General features: G+C 63.2%; 17 protein-coding genes. 14 read left to right on the top strand and 3 right to left on the bottom strand.

All coding sequences use genetic code 11. The features are described 5' to 3' along the window. Positions 1-13: 13 nt before the first annotated feature. From thrS to CXY73_RS10200, 13 genes are all read left to right on the top strand, one after another. Entirely contained in the window at positions 14-2032 is a 2019-nt protein-coding gene (thrS, locus tag CXY73_RS10260) for a threonine--tRNA ligase (RefSeq protein WP_104177644.1), read from the top strand. A gap of 1 nt (position 2033) precedes the next feature. Beyond that, complete coding sequence (locus CXY73_RS10255; protein ID WP_104135035.1) at positions 2034-2651, top strand: HIT domain-containing protein; 618 nt, start codon at positions 2034-2036, stop codon at positions 2649-2651. Positions 2652-2753: 102 nt separating this feature from the next. Then, positions 2754-3656: a pyridoxal 5'-phosphate synthase lyase subunit PdxS gene (pdxS, locus tag CXY73_RS10250; protein WP_104135036.1), complete on the top strand. Its 903-nt coding sequence runs from the start codon at positions 2754-2756 to the stop codon at positions 3654-3656. A gap of 26 nt (positions 3657-3682) precedes the next feature. Continuing rightward, positions 3683-4309 (top strand): pyridoxal 5'-phosphate synthase glutaminase subunit PdxT, encoded by a 627-nt coding sequence (gene pdxT, locus CXY73_RS10245; protein WP_104135037.1) that lies wholly within the window; start codon positions 3683-3685, stop codon positions 4307-4309. Positions 4310-4383: 74 nt separating this feature from the next. Continuing rightward, positions 4384-4953: a DUF1697 domain-containing protein gene (locus CXY73_RS10240; protein ID WP_104135038.1), complete on the top strand. Its 570-nt coding sequence runs from the start codon at positions 4384-4386 to the stop codon at positions 4951-4953. Between the two features lie 105 nt (positions 4954-5058). Beyond that, positions 5059-5823, top strand: coding sequence for a YebC/PmpR family DNA-binding transcriptional regulator (locus CXY73_RS10235; RefSeq protein WP_104135063.1), 765 nt, complete (start codon positions 5059-5061; stop codon positions 5821-5823). A 4-nt stretch (positions 5824-5827) separates the two neighbouring features. Beyond that, positions 5828-6454, top strand: coding sequence for a crossover junction endodeoxyribonuclease RuvC (gene ruvC, locus CXY73_RS10230; RefSeq protein WP_104177643.1), 627 nt, complete (start codon positions 5828-5830; stop codon positions 6452-6454). Further along, positions 6451-7131 (top strand): Holliday junction branch migration protein RuvA, encoded by a 681-nt coding sequence (gene ruvA / locus CXY73_RS10225; RefSeq protein ID WP_104177642.1) that lies wholly within the window; start codon positions 6451-6453, stop codon positions 7129-7131. Before ruvC ends, ruvA begins: the two co-directional genes overlap by 4 nt. Further along, a complete protein-coding gene (ruvB, locus tag CXY73_RS10220; RefSeq protein WP_104135041.1) occupies positions 7128-8207 on the top strand; it encodes a Holliday junction branch migration DNA helicase RuvB in 1080 nt (359 codons plus the stop codon). Before ruvA ends, ruvB begins: the two co-directional genes overlap by 4 nt. 108 nt (positions 8208-8315) lie before the next feature. Next, on the top strand, positions 8316-8705 hold the full coding sequence (gene yajC / locus CXY73_RS10215) for a preprotein translocase subunit YajC (RefSeq protein ID WP_104135042.1): 390 nt from the start codon (positions 8316-8318) through the stop codon (positions 8703-8705). Positions 8706-8800: 95 nt separating this feature from the next. Next, a complete protein-coding gene (gene secD, locus CXY73_RS10210; protein WP_104177641.1) occupies positions 8801-10528 on the top strand; it encodes a protein translocase subunit SecD in 1728 nt (575 codons plus the stop codon). Next, positions 10528-11541 carry a protein translocase subunit SecF gene (gene secF, locus CXY73_RS10205; protein ID WP_104135044.1) on the top strand — a complete coding sequence of 338 codons (1014 nt, stop codon included), beginning with the start codon at positions 10528-10530 and terminating at the stop codon, positions 11539-11541. The genes secD and secF overlap by 1 nt, the downstream gene beginning before the upstream one ends. A 169-nt stretch (positions 11542-11710) precedes the next feature. Next, complete coding sequence (locus CXY73_RS10200) at positions 11711-13966, top strand: bifunctional (p)ppGpp synthetase/guanosine-3',5'-bis(diphosphate) 3'-pyrophosphohydrolase (RefSeq protein WP_104177640.1); 2256 nt, start codon at positions 11711-11713, stop codon at positions 13964-13966. A 34-nt stretch (positions 13967-14000) separates the two neighbouring features. Here CXY73_RS10200 and CXY73_RS10195 read toward each other — a convergent pair whose 3' ends face one another. From CXY73_RS10195 to CXY73_RS10185, 3 genes are all read right to left on the bottom strand, one after another. Then, the gene (locus CXY73_RS10195; RefSeq protein WP_104177639.1) at positions 14001-14564 is read right to left on the bottom strand and encodes a hypothetical protein; all 564 of its coding nucleotides are present in this window, start codon (positions 14562-14564) and stop codon (positions 14001-14003) included. A gap of 114 nt (positions 14565-14678) precedes the next feature. After that, positions 14679-15911, bottom strand: coding sequence for a DUF349 domain-containing protein (locus CXY73_RS10190; RefSeq protein ID WP_104177638.1), 1233 nt, complete (start codon positions 15909-15911; stop codon positions 14679-14681). A 109-nt stretch (positions 15912-16020) separates the two neighbouring features. Next, entirely contained in the window at positions 16021-16815 is a 795-nt protein-coding gene (locus CXY73_RS10185; RefSeq protein ID WP_104135048.1) for a peptidylprolyl isomerase, read from the bottom strand. A 106-nt stretch (positions 16816-16921) separates the two neighbouring features. Here CXY73_RS10185 and CXY73_RS10180 point away from each other — a divergent pair, with 106 nt between their 5' ends. After that, positions 16922-18262, top strand: a complete 1341-nt coding sequence (locus CXY73_RS10180; RefSeq protein ID WP_104177637.1) for a replication-associated recombination protein A — start codon at positions 16922-16924, stop codon at positions 18260-18262. Positions 18263-18447: the final 185 nt, after the last annotated feature.

Genomic DNA, 18447 nt, shown 5'->3' with positions numbered 1-18447 from the left:
GGGAGTAATACACGTGGCTGACGGCTTTGCGCTTTTCACCGACCGATCCGTTGTCGCGATGCGCGTCAACGGTGAGTTGAAAGATTTGGCGGCCACCGTGTTGCCGACGGATATTGTCGAGCCGGTCAGCATAGACACTCCCGACGGACTGAATATTCTGCGTCACTCGGCCACCCACGTGCTGGCCCAGGCCGTGCAGACCGTCAACCCGGCCGCCCGCCTCGGCATCGGCCCATTCGTCACCGACGGCTTCTACTACGACTTCGATGTGGTCGACCCGTTCACTCCCGAGGACATCAAGTCGCTCGAGAAGGCGATGGACCGTATTATCCGCCAGGGCCAGCGGTTCGTGCGCCGCGTCGTCACCCACGACGAGGCCCGCGCCGAACTGGCCGCCGAACCGTACAAGCTCGAGCTCATCGGAATCAAAGGCGGCCCCGGCGAGGGCGGCGACGCGGGTGGCAACAACAGCGCAACTGCCGACGAAGAGTCGGTCGAGGTCGGCGGAGCCGAACTGACCATCTACGACAACGTCGACCCGAAGACGGGCGAGACGGTCTGGAAGGACCTCTGTCGCGGCCCACACCTGCCCAACACCCGAATGATCGGCAACGGCTACTCGCTCACCCGCCTGGCCGCCGCCTACTGGCGCGGCTCCGAGAAGAACCCGCAGTTGCAGCGCATCTACGGCACCGCCTGGCCCACCAAGGACGAACTGCGCGCCTACCAGGTACGTCAGGAAGAGGCGGCTAAGCGCGATCACCGCAGGCTCGGCGCCGAACTCGACCTGTTCAGCTTCCCGGAAGAGATCGGCTCCGGCCTGGCCGTGTTCCATCCCAAGGGCGGCATCATTCGGCAGGAGATGGAGAACTACTCCCGCAAACGCCACGCCGAAGCCGGCTACGACTTTGTCTACTCACCGCACATCACCAAGTCGACCCTGTTCGAAACCTCCGGCCACCTCGACTGGTACCGCGAAGGTATGTTTCCCCCGATGCACCTCGACGAGGAACGCGACGACACCGGTCACGTCACCCGCCAGGGCGTTGACTATTATCTCAAGCCGATGAACTGCCCGTTCCACAACCTCATCTTCAAGTCCAGTGGCCGTAGCTACCGTGATCTGCCGATGCGCTTGTTCGAATTCGGATCGGTCTACCGCTACGAGAAGTCCGGCGTGCTCAACGGCCTCACCCGCGTGCGCGGCATGACCCAGGACGACGCCCACATCTACACGACCAAGGAAGGCATGAAAGAGGAGCTGACGACCACCCTCAACTTCGTGCTGCAGCTGCTCGCCGACTACGGCCTCGAGGACTACTATCTCGAGCTCTCCACCAAAGACCCGAAAAAGTTCGTGGGCAGCGACGAAGCCTGGGCTGAAGCCACCGAGACTCTCCGCGAGGTCGCGGAGGCATCCGGTCTCGATCTGGTCGCCGACCCGGGTGGAGCGGCCTTCTACGGCCCCAAGATCTCGGTGCAGGCCAAGGACGCCATCGGGCGCACCTGGCAGATGTCGACCATTCAGCTCGACTTCAACTTGCCGGAACGGTTCGACCTCGAATACACCGCGAATGACGGCAGCCGCCAGCGCCCAGTCATGATTCACCGTGCCCTGTTCGGCTCGATCGAGCGTTTCTTTGCCGTGCTCACTGAGCATTACGCCGGAGCGTTCCCGGTCTGGCTGGCCCCGGTACAGGTTGTCGGTATTCCCGTTTCCGAGCAGTATGGCCCCTTCCTCGATGACGTGATCGCGACTCTGAAGAATTCCGGAGTGCGCGCCGAGGTGGATCACGGGGGCGACCGTATGCAGAAGAAGATCCGCACCCACACCAAGGCCAAGGTGCCGTACCAGCTCATTGTGGGCGAAGACGACCAGGCCAACGGCGCGGTAAGCTTTCGCTTCCGCGATGGCACGCAGCAAAACGGGGTTCCGGTCACCGAGGCCGTGCGCATCATCGTGGAGTCGATCGAGAACCGCGCGCAGGTGACCACGATTCCACTCGTGGCTGTGTCCGAAGTGGAGGCCTAGCATGCCGGCCATTCCCGCAGATCGATTGCGCGGTTCCGACGCGGTGGACGCCGGCGCGGGGGAGACCGCTGCCGAGTTCGCCGGTGTTCCGGATGCCTTTCAGCGGCTCTGGACGCCGCATCGGATGGTCTACATCCAGGACGGGCAGCAGCCGCACCCCGACGACTGCCCGTTCTGCATCGCTCCGACCCTGGACGATGAGAAGGCGCTGATCGTTGCGCGCGGCACCCATGCCTACGTGCTGCTCAACCTTTTTCCGTACAACAGCGGCCACCTATTGGTCTGTCCGTATCGGCATGTCGCCACCTACGACCAGGCCACGCCGGAGGAGATCGCCGAAATCGGCCAGCTCACCCAGATTGCCATGCGGGTGCTCACTCAGGTGTCGAATTGTGACGGCTTTAATATCGGCATGAACCAGGGGCGCATTGCCGGAGCCGGCATCGCCGAGCACTTGCACCAGCACATCGTGCCGCGCTGGGCCCTCGACTCGAATTTCTTTCCGATCATCGCCGGCACCAAGGCCATCCCGCGCCTACTCGGCGACGTGCGCCGCGAGATTTCCGACGCCTGGCCGGGCGCGTTGACTCCCTCAGACGCCACGACAGCTGCCCTCTAGTTTTTCTCAAGACCGGGCAGTGTGCTGGCTCGCCCCGGTCATCCGTTCGACCGATACCAGTCCCGGTCAGACCACCACCGCGTAAGGAATAGGATCGTAGTTATGACTGAATCAACCTCTGCCGAGCAGTTCGGCTCGAGCCGCGTTAAACGCGGATTCGCCGAAATGCTCAAGGGCGGCGTCATCATGGACGTCGTCACCGCTGCCCAGGCTCGTATTGCTGAAGATGCCGGCGCTGTCGCCGTCATGGCTCTTGAACGCGTTCCCGCCGACATCCGCTCGCAGGGCGGCGTGGCCCGCATGAGCGACCCCGACCTGATCGACAGCATCATCGCCGAGGTCAACATTCCGGTCATGGCGAAGGCCCGCATCGGCCACTTCGTCGAAGCGCAGATTCTCGAGGTGCTCGGCGTTGACTACATCGACGAATCCGAGGTGCTCAGCCCTGCCGACTACGTGAACCACATCGACAAGTGGAACTTCACCATCCCCTTCGTTTGTGGCGCCACCAACCTCGGTGAGGCGCTCCGCCGCATCAACGAAGGTGCGGCCATGATTCGCTCCAAGGGCGAGGCCGGAACCGGCGACGTCTCCGAAGCCACCAAGCACATCCGCACCATCAACGGTGAGATCAAGCGCCTCAGCTCGATGAGCCGCGATGAACTGTACGTTGCCGCCAAGGAACTGCAGGCACCCTACGAGCTCGTCGCCGAGATCGCCGCGACCGGCAAACTCCCCGTCGTTCTGTTCACCGCCGGAGGCGTGGCCACCCCGGCCGACGCCGCCATGATGATGCAGCTCGGCGCTGACGGTGTGTTCGTCGGCTCCGGCATCTTCAAGTCGGGCAACCCGGAGCAGCGTGCAGCGGCCATCGTCAAGGCTGTCACGTTCTACGACGACGCCAAGGTCATTGCGGATGTCTCGCGCGGTCTCGGCGAGGCCATGGTCGGCATCAACGTGTCCGACATCGCTGAACCGCACCGCCTCGCAACGCGCGGCTGGTAGCGCATCCGTTCGTGACGATTCTCTCGATGGGTACCCGACCGGCAGAAATCGCTGTACCGGCAAGACTGCGGGTTGGGGTACTCGCCCTGCAGGGCGACTTTCGTGAGCACGCGCAGGTATTGCGCGAGCTCGGCGTGAACGTCGCCCTCGTGCGCCGCCCGGAAGAACTGGACCAGATCGACGGTCTGGTCATTCCGGGCGGCGAATCGAGCGTCATGGACAAACTCGCCCGCACCTTCGGCCTCGCCGAACCGCTCCGCGCTGCCATCCGCGGCGGGCTGCCGGTCTATGGCACCTGCGCGGGGCTGATTATGCTTGCCGACACGATTCTCGATGGCATGGACGGCCAGCAGGGCCTCGGTGGACTTGACATCGCTGTGCGCCGCAACGCCTTCGGTTCGCAGACCGCCTCCTTCGAGACTGACCTTGATATTCCGGCGCTCGGCGACCAGCCCGTGCACGCGGTCTTCATTCGGGCGCCGGTCGTGGAGACCGTCGGGCCAAAAGCGACCGCCCTCGCCGCCCTCGCCGACGGCCGCTGTGTCGCTGTGCAACAAGGAAACCTGCTTGGTACCTCCTTTCACCCCGAAATCACCGGCGAATACCGTTTTCACGAGTATTTCCTGCAGAAACTTATCGCTGCCGCGCGCTGACCGATGCCGGAATTGTGCCGGGCGCGCGAGTGTGGCTAGGGTTCAGACATGACTCAGACACGCAGTGGTCAACGATGACCCGCTATGTAGCACTCCTCCGCGGTATAAATGTCAATGGCATCACCGTCAGCATGGCCGATCTCGCTGATACCTTTCACGAACTTGGTTACACCGATATCAAGACGGTGCTGGCCAGCGGAAATGTGCTGTTCAGCATCGACAGTCCACTCGCCGATGCTCCGCTGGCTAACAAAATGGAAACTGCAGCCCTCAAGGCGCGCATCGAAGCAGCCCTGACAGCTCGCTTCGAGTACGAAGCGTGGATCGTGCTCGTCGACGCCGAATCGCTCGACCGCATCGTGCGCTCGTACCCCTTTAACGCCGACCGCGATGGCTGGCATCCCTATGTCATGTTCTCCTCCGACCCTAGCCACCTGAGCGAGCTCGCTGGACACGCCAAGGAACTCGACACGACCGACGAACGCATCGAACTCGGCCACGGCGTGCTGTACTGGGAGGTTCGCAAGGCAGTCGGTATCAAGAGCGCCTTCAGCAAGAAGAGTGCCAAGCTCAAGTACCGTGACACCACGACCATCCGCAACCTGCACACCCTGCACAAGCTGCTGGAAGTCACACCGGGATAGACTGAGGCGGCACCAAGCGTGCACCAACTTCGCAGCGATCACCAGAGCTCGATCGAGCACAACTTATTCGAGCACAGTTTGTTCGAGCACAACAACGGGAGATGTATGTCCGGGCATTCCAAATGGGCCACCACCAAGCACCAGAAGGCGGTCACCGACTCCAGACGGGCCAAGGCGTTCGCCAAACTCATCAAGAATATCGAGGTTGCGGCACGGCTGGGCGGCGCTGATCTCTCGGGTAACCCAACCCTGGTTGATGCCATTCAGAAGGCCAAGAAGACCTCGGTGCCCAACGACAACATCGACCGGGCCGTCAAGCGTGGTGCCGGGCTGTCTGGCGAACAGGTCGACTACACGACCATCATGTACGAGGGCTACGCCACGCACGGTGTCGCGATCATGATCGAGTGCCTCACCGATAATAAGAACCGTGCTGCGGCCGAGGTACGCACCGCGATGGCCCGCAACGGGGGAGCCATGGCCGACCCGGGCAGCGTCGCGTACAACTTTCACCGCAAGGGTGTCGTTGTGGTCAAGCACCTGCCCACGATCACCGAGGACGACATCATGCTTGCCGTGCTCGACGCCGGCGCCGAAGAGGTCATCGACGAGGGCGAGACCTTCGAGATCCACTCTGACGTGAGTGACCTCGTCGCCACCCGCACCGCGCTGCAGGCCGCCGGCATCGACTATGAGTCCGCCGATATTGCCTTCATCCCGTCGCTTAAAATCGAGGTCGACGCCGAAACTGCCCGCAAGGTGTTCCACCTGATCGACGCCATGGAAGACCTCGACGACGTGCAGAACGTCTACTCCAACTACGACCTGTCAGTCGAGGTACAGGCCGCACTCTCCGCCGAGTCCGAGTAGTTCGATGGCGGTCCGGGTTCTCGGCATCGACCCGGGCCTCACCCGCTGCGGCGTCGGCGTCGTCGATGTCGAGGGCAACCGCACGGCCCGCCTGGTGGACGTGACCGTGCTGCGCAGCGCGCCCGAACTGCCCTTGGAACGGCGGCTGCTGCTGCTGTCCCAACGCCTCGAAGAGATGCTCGACCGGCACCGGCCGCAATTCATCGCCATCGAACGGGTTTTTGCCCAGCACAACGTGCGCACGGTCATGGGAACGGCCCAGATCAGCGGCGTCGCCCTGTTGCTGGCAGCTCAGCGCGGTCTGCCGGTGACCCTCCATACCCCGAGCGAGGTGAAGGCTGCCATCACCGGGTACGGGGCCGCCGACAAGAAGCAGGTCGGCACCATGGTCGCTCGCATACTAGGCCTCACCGAAATTCCCAAACCTGCCGATGCAGCGGATGCCCTCGCCCTCGCGATCTGCCATGCCTGGCGCACCGGCGCCTCCGGTGGCACGCTGCCGACCGTCGTCTCGGTGAAAGCGGCCACGGGCCCGCCTGCCGCGCTGACCCCGGCGCAAAAGGCCTGGCGCGCCGCCGAACGTGGGTCGGTGCCAGCGGTGTCGGCGGTGCCCCGTAGTCTTAAGCGGTGATCTCTTCCGTACGTGGCCTTGTCCTGTCTGCCGTGGGCTCAACCGCCAGCTCATCAACGGTGGTAATCGAGGTGGGGGGAGTCGGGCTGGGCGTGCAGGTGACGCCGGCCACCGCCCTCAACGTGCGCATCGGTGACGAGGCCCGCCTTGTGACCACGCTCATCGTGCGCGAAGATTCCCTCACCCTTTACGGTTTTCCCACGGCTGACGAACTGGCCGTGTTCGAACTGCTCGTCGGCGTCACGGGCGTTGGCCCTAAATCTGCTCTAGGGGTGCTCGCCGTGCTTACCCCCAATCAGATCGGCCAGGCCGTCAATGGCGACGACGACGGCGCGTTCCGCAAGGTCAGCGGTATCGGGCCGAAAACCGCGAAGCTCATCGTGCTCTCCCTCGCCGGCAAGATCGCCGTCACGGCGGCGAGTACCCCGACCCGCCCGGCCGGCGCCACCTCGGCCGCAGCAAGCGTGCAGGCGGCGCTGATCGGTCTCGGCTGGTCGGAGCGGGTCGCCGCTGTGGCTGTCGATGAGACCCTTACTGAGCTGACGGATGCTGCCGGTACCGATTCAGCGCCCCCAACCGTCGCCGCTGTGCTCCGGCTTGCCCTCGGCCGACTCGGCCCGGCAGCGCACCACGCCACCGGCTCGGCGGCAGCCGCGTCCGGCAAGGATCACCCATGAGTACCGATTCCGGTGTTGAACACTCCGGTGTTGAACACGCCGCCGCTGAACTCAGTAACCCCTCCCTTGAAAGCGAGTCTGAGCTCGCCTTCGAGGGCGCGCTGCGCCCGGCGAGCCTGGCCGAATTCGTCGGCCAAAAAAAGGTGCGCGGGCAGTTGCAACTGCTGCTGACCGCCGCGACGATGCAAAACCGCACGCCCGACCACATCCTCCTGGCCGGCCCGCCCGGCCTCGGCAAAACCACCCTCGCCATGATCGTCGCCTACGAGGGCAACCGGCCGCTGCGCATGTCGAGTGGACCGGCGATTCAACACGCCGGCGACCTCGCTGCGGTGCTCTCCTCCCTGGTTCCGGGTGAGGTGCTGTTCATCGACGAAATTCATCGCATGGCAAGATCGGCTGAAGAGATGCTCTATCTCGCGATGGAAGATTTTCGCATCGACATCATGGTGGGCAAGGGCGCCGGGGCCACCTCGGTTCCGCTCGAGCTCGCCCCGTTCACCCTGGTGGGGGCAACGACGCGCTCCGGCCTGCTGCCGAATCCGCTGCGTGACCGATTCGGCTTCACCGCGCACCTGGAGTTTTACGCCGAGAGCGAGTTGGAACAGGTGCTCTATCGCGCCGCCCAGCTGATCGACCTGCCGATCGAGCGCGACGCGCTGGCCGAGATCGCCGGCCGATGCCGGGGCACACCACGCATCGCGAACCGCCTGCTGCGACGGGTGCGCGACTACGCGCTCGTGCACGGGGGCGGCGCCAACATCGCCGCGGTGCACGCGGCGCTCGAACTCTACGACGTCGATGCAATCGGCCTGGATCGTCTGGACCGGGAGGTCATGAAGATCATCCTGACGCGATTCGGTGGTGGTCCGGTCGGCCTCAACACTCTGGCCGTCTCGGTCGGCGAGGAGTCGGAAACCGTCGAAGCGGTCGTCGAGCCGTTCCTGGTACGGATAGGATTCCTCACGCGTACTCCGCGCGGCCGTGTTGCGACCAGTGCGGCCTGGCAACATTTTGGTCTCGCACCACCTCAGGGCGCGACTCCACAGGGAAGTGCAACCCTTCTTGACCTATAATTCAGTTTGGCCCGCCTGTCTAGAGGCATATTCTCTCTAGGCCTGCTGTCGGCTCTTCACCCACAAGCTTCGGCCACCCGCGCCGCAATCGGAAGGTTTCACCGCTCCATGGATTCTTTGACTCTCGTCATGCTGGCCGTTTTGGCCGTACTCGTCTTCTTCATGTTCCGCAATGGCCGCAAGCGCAAGAAGGACCAGGAAGCCCTGCAGGCGACCATGGTTCCCGGTGCCGACGTCATGACCAACTTCGGTATGTACGGCACAATCATTGCCATCGACGAAGAGGCCAACAAAGTCGAGCTGCAGATCGCTCCCGGCGTCATCGTTGAGATCCACCGTCAGACCATCGCTCGGGTGGTCGAGCCGATTGTCGCCGACGATGTCGAAGACGACTCCACTGTTGATAGCATCGACTCGCTCAAGGAGCCGGAATTCGGCCAGCGCGTTGCCGAAAGCGACATCGACACCACCGAACAGCCGAAAAAGGGCGACGCTTAGTCTAGGTCCCAGTCCGCACCAACAACGCACGTACTGCAACACGCGGCGCGCCCACACATTTTGGTGTGGGCGCCAACAGAAAGCTGAGTTCATAGGTGGCTAAGTCGTCGTCTCCAGCCAAAAAGGCCTGGCGTTCCCTGACCTGGCTGGGCGTGCTCATCGTCGGCCTGATCGCCCTCAACGCCTTCGGGGTGTTCACCCAGAACGGGTCGTGGACGCCGAAACTGGCCCTCGACCTTGAGGGTGGGACGCAGATTATTCTTGCCCCGCAGGTCGAGAGCGGCGCGACCGTCACTTCTGAGCAGCTCACCGAGGCCGTTGGCATCATTCGCCAGCGGATCAACTCCTCGGGAGTCTCCGAAACCGAGGTCAACACGCAGGGCGGCCAGAACATCGTCGTGTCGATCCCCGGTACCCCCGATGATGCCACCCTGGAACGCATCAAGTCCTCGGCCAAATTGGAGTTTCGCGCCGTGCTCGTGGCCGGTCAGCCGTCCGGTCAGACTGTCGGCGCGGACGGGACCGCGACCCCCGCACCGGAAGCGACCGTCGACCCGAGCCTGTCGACGACTCCAACGGTCGAGCCCACCGACGCGAGCGACCTCAACTACGTCACCCCGGCCCTCCAGGCCGAGTACGACGCCTTCGACTGTGCCGCGATCAACACCACCAACGTCGCACCGGCCGATGAGCCCCTCATCACCTGCGAAACGGATGGCTCGATCAAGTACATCCTCGGTCCAGTTGAGGTAGATGGTTCCACCATTACAGACGCCACCAACGGCCAGCGCACCACATCGTCGGGCGCGACCACCGGTGAGTGGGTCGTCAACATTGTCTTCAACAGCGAGGGAACCACGAAGTTCGCCGATGTCACGACCCGGCTGAACAGCCTCAGCGGGGCACAGAACCAGTTCGCCATCGTGCTTGACGGTGCCGTCATCTCGGCGCCCTCGAACACGCAGGGAGCTATTCTCAACGGCAAGCCAGAAATCTCCGGCTCCTTTGATCAGGACAGCTCGAAGGCCCTCGCCGACCAGCTCAAGTTCGGCGCCCTTCCGATCAGCTTCACAGTGCAGAGCCAGGACACAATCTCGGCCACCCTGGGATCAACACAGCTGCTCAACGGACTCATCGCCGGCCTGATCGGGTTGATCCTCGTCGTCATGTACTCGCTCGCCCAATACCGTCTGCTCGGCCTCATCACTGTGGCTTCGCTCGGAGTGGCGGCCGTGATCACCTACCTGCTCATCACGATCTTGTCCTGGCGTGAGGGCTACCGCCTGTCGCTGGCCGGAGTTGCCGGCCTGATCGTGGCGATCGGTATCACCGCCGACTCTTTCATCGTGTACTTCGAACGCGTACGCGACGAGCTGCGTGACGGTCGCGGTCTGGAATCGTCGGTCGAATCCGGCTGGAAGCGTGCCTTCCGCACCATCGTTGCTTCCGACGTCGTGAACTTTCTCGCCGCCGTCGTACTGTTCGTGTTGGCCGTCGGTAACGTGCGCGGCTTCGCCCTGACCCTCGGCCTCACCACCATCGTCGACCTGCTCGTGGTCAGCATGTTCACCCACCCGATGTTGCAACTAGTCGCCAAGACGAAGTTCTTTAATGAGGGTCACAAGTTCAGCGGCCTTGATCCTCGTGCCCTCGGCGCGGTTTACCGTGGCCGTGCCCGCTTCGTACCCTCGTCGGCCGTGTCGGCGACGAAGGTGGCTTCCTCGAGCAAAGAGGCGGCCAAGCGACAAACGATCGCCGAACGTAAGGCTTCAGAACTTGTAGGCACCAGTACTGATCGATCGACAGGTGGGAAGGATTCCTGATGGCCAGCTTCTCGAAGTTCGGAAATGACCTCTATACCGGGGCACGGTCGCTCAATATTGTCGGGCGCCGCAAACTCTGGTATCTCATTGCCGGTGGCATGATCCTCATCGCACTGGTCGGCCCCTTCCTGCTGCGCGGCGGTTTCGTGTTCGGCATCGAATTCACCGGTGGCAGCGAATTCGTCGTCTCCCAGACGACGAGTCAGTCGCAGACCACGGCAACGGATGCCGTCGCAAGCGTCGTTCCGGAAGCGGTATCGAAAGTTTCCACCGTCGGCTCAGACGGTGTTCGGATCCAGACCGACCAGCTGTCAGAGGGGGAGACCACTGGCGTGCGGGACGCCCTCGCCGCCGGCTATGACGTTCCGGTCACCGAAGTCGCCACCTCCTTTATCGGGGCCACCTGGGGACAGGACATCACCGGCCAGGCGTTGCGCGCCCTGGTGGTGTTCCTCGTGCTCGCCGGTATCATCATGGCGGTCTACTTCCGCACCTGGAAGATGTCGGTCGCGGCCATGGTTGCCCTACTGCACGACCTCGTAATCACGGCCGGGTTCTATGGCATCACGGGGTTCGAGATCACGCCGGCCGCGGTGATCGGGTTCCTGACCATTCTCGGCTACTCGCTCTACGACACCGTAGTGGTCTTCGACAAGATTCGGGAGAACACCAACTTCGACGGTTCGGGCTCAAGCCGCACCTTTGCGGAATCGGTCAACCTCGCCGTGAATCAGACGCTGGTGCGCTCGATCAACACCTCCGTCGTCGCCGCCCTCCCCGTGGCATCCATTTTGTTCATCGGGGCATTCGTGCTTGGCGCTGGTACCCTGCGTGACATTTCACTGGCCCTGCTGATCGGCATCTTGGTCGGTACCTATTCGACGATCTTCATCGCGTCACCGCTGTACGTTCAGCTGCGCGTCGGTGAAGCAGCGATTGGCAAGCATGACAAGCAGGCTTTGGCCGCGCGCGCCAAGGCCTCCACACCCGCTGTGGAGTCCGTTACCGCCTAGCTTCCGCACCTTGATCGAAACGGCCAGTCCTTTGGGACTGGCCGTTTCGCTGCATGTGGTCGGGACGGATCGCTGGCAGCGTACGGGGGAGGCGTCACGAACCGGCATAATTGAGGGAACGCAAGCACAACCCGCGCGGTTTCTACCGCGGGGACTCGGAGGTGAGACCATGACGGACACGACGACGCCATCGCCAGCCTCGCTGCGCCGTCTGGTCCCGCGCATTTTCTCCCGCGCTCAGCCCGCCGGGGCCGTCGACCGTCTGGTCAAAACGGTGCGGCTGAACCACCCCAAGGTCGACCTGTCGATCATTGAGCGTGCCTACACGGCCGCCGAACGTGCCCATGACGGGCAGATGCGCCGCAGCGGCGAGCCGTACATCACTCACCCAGTGGCGGTGGCCCAGATTTTGGCCGACCTCGGCATTGGCACCAAGACGATTGCTGCGGCGTTGCTGCACGACACGGTGGAGGACACCGACTACACCCTCGATGCCCTGCGCGCCGATTTCGGTGATGAAATTGCGATGTTGGTCGACGGCGTCACCAAGCTCGACAAGGTGAAGTACGGCGACTCGACTCAGGCCGAGACCGTGCGCAAGATGATCGTTGCCATGTCCAAGGACATCCGCGTACTCATCATCAAACTCGCCGACCGGTTGCACAATGCGCGCACTTGGGGCTTCGTACCGAACGAATCTGCCGTGCGCAAGGCCACCGAAACCCTTGAGATCTATGCACCGCTGGCACACCGCCTGGGTATTCAGGCCATCAAGTGGGAACTTGAAGACCTCTCGTTCGCCGTGTTGTACCCCAAGCTCTACGCTGAAATCGAAAGTCTGGTCAAACAGCGCACCCCGCAGCGCGAAGAGTTCGTGCAGCAGATCATCGACATCATCAATGATGACCTCAAGTCCGCTCGAATTCGCGGCAAGGTTGCCGGGCGCCCCAAACAGTACTACTCGATCTACCAAAAGATGGTCGTGCGCGGCCGCGAATTCGACGAAATCTACGACCTTGTCGGCATCCGCATTCTCGTGAATTCGGTACGGGATTGCTACGCCGTGCTGGGATCCATTCACGCCCGTTGGACCCCACTGCCCGGCCGGTTCAAGGACTACATCGCCACCCCGAAGTTCAACCTGTACCAGTCGTTGCACACGACAGTGCTCGGCCCGAGCGGTCGTGCGGTCGAGATTCAGATTCGGACCACCGAAATGCACCAGCGCGCCGAATTCGGTGTCGCCGCGCACTGGAAATACAAGGAACAGGTCAACGGCAAGAGCGCCGGGGGCCCCGGCCCGCAGAGCGACACCGACATGGCCTGGCTGGCCCACATATCGGACTGGCAGGCCGAAACTGCCGATCCCGGCGAGTTCCTCGACTCACTACGCTACGAAATCGGTGCCAAAGAGGTTTATGTCTTCACGCCGAAGGGCCGCGTTATCGGGCTGCCCTCGGGCGCGACCCCGGTTGACTTCGCTTACGCCGTGCACACCGAGGTCGGCCACCGCACCATGGGCGCTAAAGTCAATGGCCGTCTGGTTCCCCTGGAGAGCGAACTCATCACCGGAGACGTTGTCGAGGTATTCACCTCGAAGAACCCCGACTCCGGGCCCAGCAAGGACTGGCTCAATTTCGTCAAGAGTCCCCGAGCGCGCAATAAGATTCGGCAGTGGTTCACCAAGGAGCGCCGCGACGAAGCTATCGAGCAGGGCCGCGACGCCATAGCCAGGGCCATGCGCAAGCAGAACTTGCCGCTACAGAAGCTGATGAACCAAGACTCTTTCGCGGAGGTCGCGGCTCAACTCAAGTATGACGACGTGTCGGCTTTGTATGCTGCGGTCGGTGAAGGCCACGTCTCGACCCAGTCCGTACTCGAAAAGGTTGTGTCCTCGGTGCAGAGCATCGAAGACAACGACAGCAACGACTTTCCGGTTGCTGCCCGCGGCCGGCCGCAGACCACCCGGAACGCTGATTCTGGTGTGCTCGTGCGCGGTGCCCCGGACATTCTGGTCAAGCTTGCCCGCTGTTGTACGCCGGTTCCCGGCGACAAAATCGTCGGATTCGTCACCCGTGGTGCCGGTGTCTCGGTGCACCAGGCGGCGTGCCACAACGTGCAGTCGCTGCTCAAGGAACCCGAGCGCATGATCGAGGTCGACTGGGCGCCAACGTCGAAGAGCCTGTTTCTGGTGCACATTCAGATTGAGGCACTCGACCGATCCGGATTGCTCTCCGATGTCACCCGGGTTCTGTCTGAGCATCACGTGAACATTCTTTCCGCCACAGTTAACACGTCGAGTGACCGCCTCGCGCTCAGCCGGTTCGTGTTCGAGATGGGTGACACCACCCACCTCGATCGCGTCCTCAATGCCGTGCGGCGTATCGATGCTGTCTACGACGTCTATCGGGTCAACGACGGCTAGACGCCCACTGCTGACTCGGTGCTTCGGTCGGCCGTTACAGGGCTCGCAACGCTTCGTTGACCGCGGCGAACCTGGCCACGGCGATGACGCTGAAGGCTGGACTGCCGCGTTGGCAGAGGCGCACGGCCGCGTCGACATCCGGATACCCGCCGCAGTGCAGTAGTCGGGTCAGAAGCGCGATGATTTCGGGCCCCGCGGTCGGTGACCAGTAGCGCGCCAGGTCGACGGCGGTGCGCAGCGGAGTGGTCACCCGTACGCCCGCAATGCTATGCACATCCTCGGGAGAGCGCACGATTTCGCGCAGCTGCACTCGTGGTGACCAGACGGCGGTCGTGCGGGCGCCGATGAGCACGCAGAACTGGTGGCGCAGGGGCTCAGGTGCTACGCCGTAGATCCACGCGGTGGTGAGGCGCTCCGCGATGGCGCGGGGTGGGACCAACCGGCTGGCGGAGACGGCCCGGTTGGAGCATCCGTCTATTTCATCGATCACACACCAGGAGTCGGCGAGTTGAAAAACCTGCCCGTCGAGCCGGGCGCCGCACAGTTCGGCCAGGGGCAGGTCGTTGACTGTGAGCGTTCGTTCCCCTTGATTCATCATGGCGCCATACTGCCCCAAACCAGATCCAGGCCCCCCAAGGAGCCTGGATCTGTGGAGAAAACGCCCGCCTGTGCAGGTGGGGATAATTTCTGCCGGGTCGTGCTGCGGTACTACCTACTGACCCATTGCCTTGAGCCAGGCTTTGCGAGCCTCGAGCGCTTCGGTGGCGTCCTTGATGGCGGGAGCGTTCTGGCTCTTCTGAGCGGTGGCCAGTTTGTCTTCAAGCTTGGCGATCGCGTCGTTCAGCTGGCCGGCGAAGCCCTCGGTTCGAGCCTTGGTCTCTGGGTTGTTGCGCTTCCAGTGGTCGTCGTCGAGCATGCGCACGACGGCTTCGACCTTGCGCAGACGATCCTCGATGGGCTTGACTTGGTCGCGCGGAACTTTGCCGATAACGTCCCACTTGCGCTGGATAACCGTGAGCGTGTCGCGGGCAACGTTGCGGTCAGTGGCCGTCAGCAGGGTCTCGGCCTCGGTCAGCAGCTCCAGCTTGAGCATCAGGTTCGCGGAGAATTCCTCGTTGTCCTGAGCTTCAACCTCGCTCTTGACGGAGTAAAGCACGTCGCCGGCAGCCTTGAACTTTGCCCACATCGCATCGTCCTGCTTCTTGCCGCTGCGGCCGGCCTGCTTCCAATCGTCGAGCAGGTTGCGATAGGCCGACACCCCGTCGGCACCCTGCGGTGCGAGCGCCTCAGCCTGCTCGATCAGGTGCTGCTTCTTGGTACGAACGTCCTTGTGCGCGCTGTCGAGCTCGGCGAAGAACGCCTTACGGTTCTGCTCAATCGTCGTGCGGGCCGCACGAAAGCGCTTCCACAGGTCGTTGGCCTCGCCCTTGGGAATACGCGGGGCATCGTGCTGGTGTGCCTGCCACCTCGCGAAGAGAGCATCGAGGGCAGCGCTGGTCTGCTTCCACTGCGTCTTGGCCGGATCTTCGGCGGCGAGGTGCTCGGCCTCTATCACGATCTCGGCTCGTTCTGCGACGGCGGCAGCGGATGCTGCTTTGGTCTCGATGCTCTGCAGCGCGGTGAGTTCGCTGACGGCTCCGCCGAGGGCGCCGAGGCGTTCGGCCAGCGCGGCCAGGTTGCCGACGGCGTTGGCGTTGGCAACGGCGACGGTGAGATTGGCCACCGATTTGGCGACGTCTGCGGCCGGAGCGCCACCCTTGGCGCGCTGCTCGAGCAGAGTTACCTGCCCGTTGAGTTCAACGTACTTGCGTTCGAAGTAGGCCAGTGCCTCTTCCGGAGTAGCATCCGGGTACTGGCCGACGGCGCGTTCGCCATCCGCCTCGCGCACGTAAACCGTGCCGGTTTCGTCTACGCGACCCCATGGTTGCTGATCTGTCGTAGTCAAGAGTCTCACCTTTGCTGAGTTGTTGTGTGGGCGCCGCGGGAAGAAAAAATGCGGAGCCAGGACATACGCTGACAAGCCTATTGCAATAGCGCAGGGGGATCGATCGATCCTACTGAACTGTTATGCCGGTAATAGTGGTCGGTACGACGGGCGAGGCGCCACCTGCCGTAATTCCAGCCTCCGTGATCTCGGCCTTGATCCGGTCGAGGCCACTCGTGACGCGCCCGAGCACCGTGTAGCCGCCCGCGCTGTCGGCGGGGATGGTGCTGTCTTCATAGACGATGAAGAACTGGCTGCCGTTGGAGAAACCGTCATCGCCGGAACGTGCCATGGCGAGAGTTCCAGCCGGATACACGTCGTCGGTCGGTGCATTCTCCACCGGTCCGTAGCTGTAATCGGGGCCGCCGGTGCCATCGCCCACCGGATCGCCGCACTGCAGCACGAAAATGCCCTCCACCGTCAGGCGGTGGCAGATGAGGCCGTTGTAAAACCCGGTCTGAACGAGGTTGATAGTCGATGAAACCGCCTGCGGCGCCAAAGCACCGTCGAGCTCGATTCCGACCGGAATGTCGTTGAGGGTCATGGTGCCGGTCCAGGTGCGACCTTCGGCCAGCGTGCTGGCGGGCACCTGACCCGAATTGGCACCGTCGGCAGCTGTCGGCGTCGTGGTCGGGATGTCGGTTGCCGCAGTGGTCGCTCCTGGAGTACCTGGTCCGCCGTTGAAGTAGAAGACTTGCGCCACCACGATCAGCGTGAGCACGACGAGCAGGCCCCCACCGGCGATCAGGTTGTCTCGCACGCGCCGCTTCGTCTGGCGCGCGTGCACCGCCCGTCGAGCCTGGTAGGAACGAACACGTCCGCGCTCTTCACGTGCCGCACGCTCAAGCTTGTAATTCGAAGCCACTTGGAACCCCTCCAGGGCCGTCGGGGTTGGCGACGACCGGACAAACGCAATCGGGCGCCAACGCTCCCGACCTCGTAGAACTCTACGCACAAACTACGCTGGAGGAATGTCGGATGCTCAACCGGGTCTGCGCAGCGGCGCAACCCCCCTCGCTGTACGAATGCGCCCGAAAACCTTGGATGAGGTAGCAGGTCAGCGTCATCTGCTCACCCTTGGATCGCCCCTGGTCAGTCTGGCCAGTGACAAGACGGGGGAGCGCGGAAGCGTGTCGGTCATTCTCTGGGGACCGCCCGGCACCGGCAAGACCACGCTCGCACAGGCGATCGCACACAGTTCCGGACGTCGTTTCGTTGAACTCTCGGCTGTGACGGCCGGCGTGCGCGATGTGCGCCAGGTGATGGAGGACGCCCGAACCAACCGGGACCTGTATGGACTGTCGACGGTGCTGTTTCTCGACGAGATCCACCGCTTCTCCAAGGCTCAACAAGATACTTTGCTTCCCGGGGTCGAGAACGGCGTCGTTATCCTGGTCGCCGCAACCACCGAGAACCCCTCATTCTCGATCATTTCCCCGCTCCTGTCTCGATCCCTTCTGCTCACCCTCGAGGTGCTCAGCGACGACGACCTCGGCATTGTTGTGGACCGCGCCGTCACCGATGCGCGCGGCCTCGCTGACCGGTTCGAACTGGAGCCAGAGGCCCGCGGCGCCATCATCCGCCTCGCCTCCGGAGATGCGAGGCGGGCGCTGACCGCGCTGGAGGCGGCATCCGTTTCTGCGGAGTCAACGCTCGAAGCTGGTGCGCCCGGCAAGCCAGTGATCACGACCGACATCGTCTCGCTCGCCGTTGACCGTGCGCTGCTGCGCTACGACCGCAACGGTGACGAGCACTATGACGTGATCAGCGCGTTCATTAAATCGGTGCGCGGCAGTGACGTCGACGCCGCCCTGCACTATCTCGCACGCATGATCGAGGCTGGCGAAGACCCGCGCTATATTTGCCGCCGCATCATCGTCCTTGCATCCGAAGACATCGGCATGGCCGACCCGCAATCTCTCCTCATCGCCGTCGCCGCCGCCGATGCCGTGCAACTGATCGGTATGCCGGAGGGTCGCATACCGCTGGCCCAGGCCGTCGTTCACCTCGCGACCGCCCCCAAATCGAACGCTGCCTACGTGGCGCTCGACGCGGCGATCGCTGACGTGCGTGCCGGCAAGATGGGCCGCGTGCCCAAGGGTATGCGCGACGCGCACTACCCAGGCGCCAAGCGCCTCGGCCACGGCAAGGGTTACCGGTACCCGCACGACGACGCCCTCGGCGTAGTGACCCAGCAATACCCGCCGACCGAACTCAAATCCACGCGCTACTACGAGCCGACCGAGCACGGCCACGAGCGCGACATCTCGGCCCGCCTCCTGAAAATCCGCCGAATAGTACGCAATGAGTAGAGTGCGTGACCAGCACTAAGGAGATCGTCCGTGACCGCCGATGGCGGTCTCACCAACCGGACTTACCGCATCCGCTCAAGACGGCCGTGTGCTACCCTTTATTCTGCCTACAACTGGTTTCGGCATGCGGCTGCGTCCGTTTCCAGTTTGGAGGGGAATCGTTCTGTAGCCGAACGTCCCGTGGC

The sequence above is a fragment of the Cryobacterium sp. Y50 genome, from assembly GCF_002929805.1.
Taxonomy (GTDB): Bacteria; Actinomycetota; Actinomycetes; order Actinomycetales; family Microbacteriaceae; genus Cryobacterium.
Note: the sequence above shows the minus strand (reverse complement) of the source record. Positions and strands in the feature narration are given on the sequence as shown.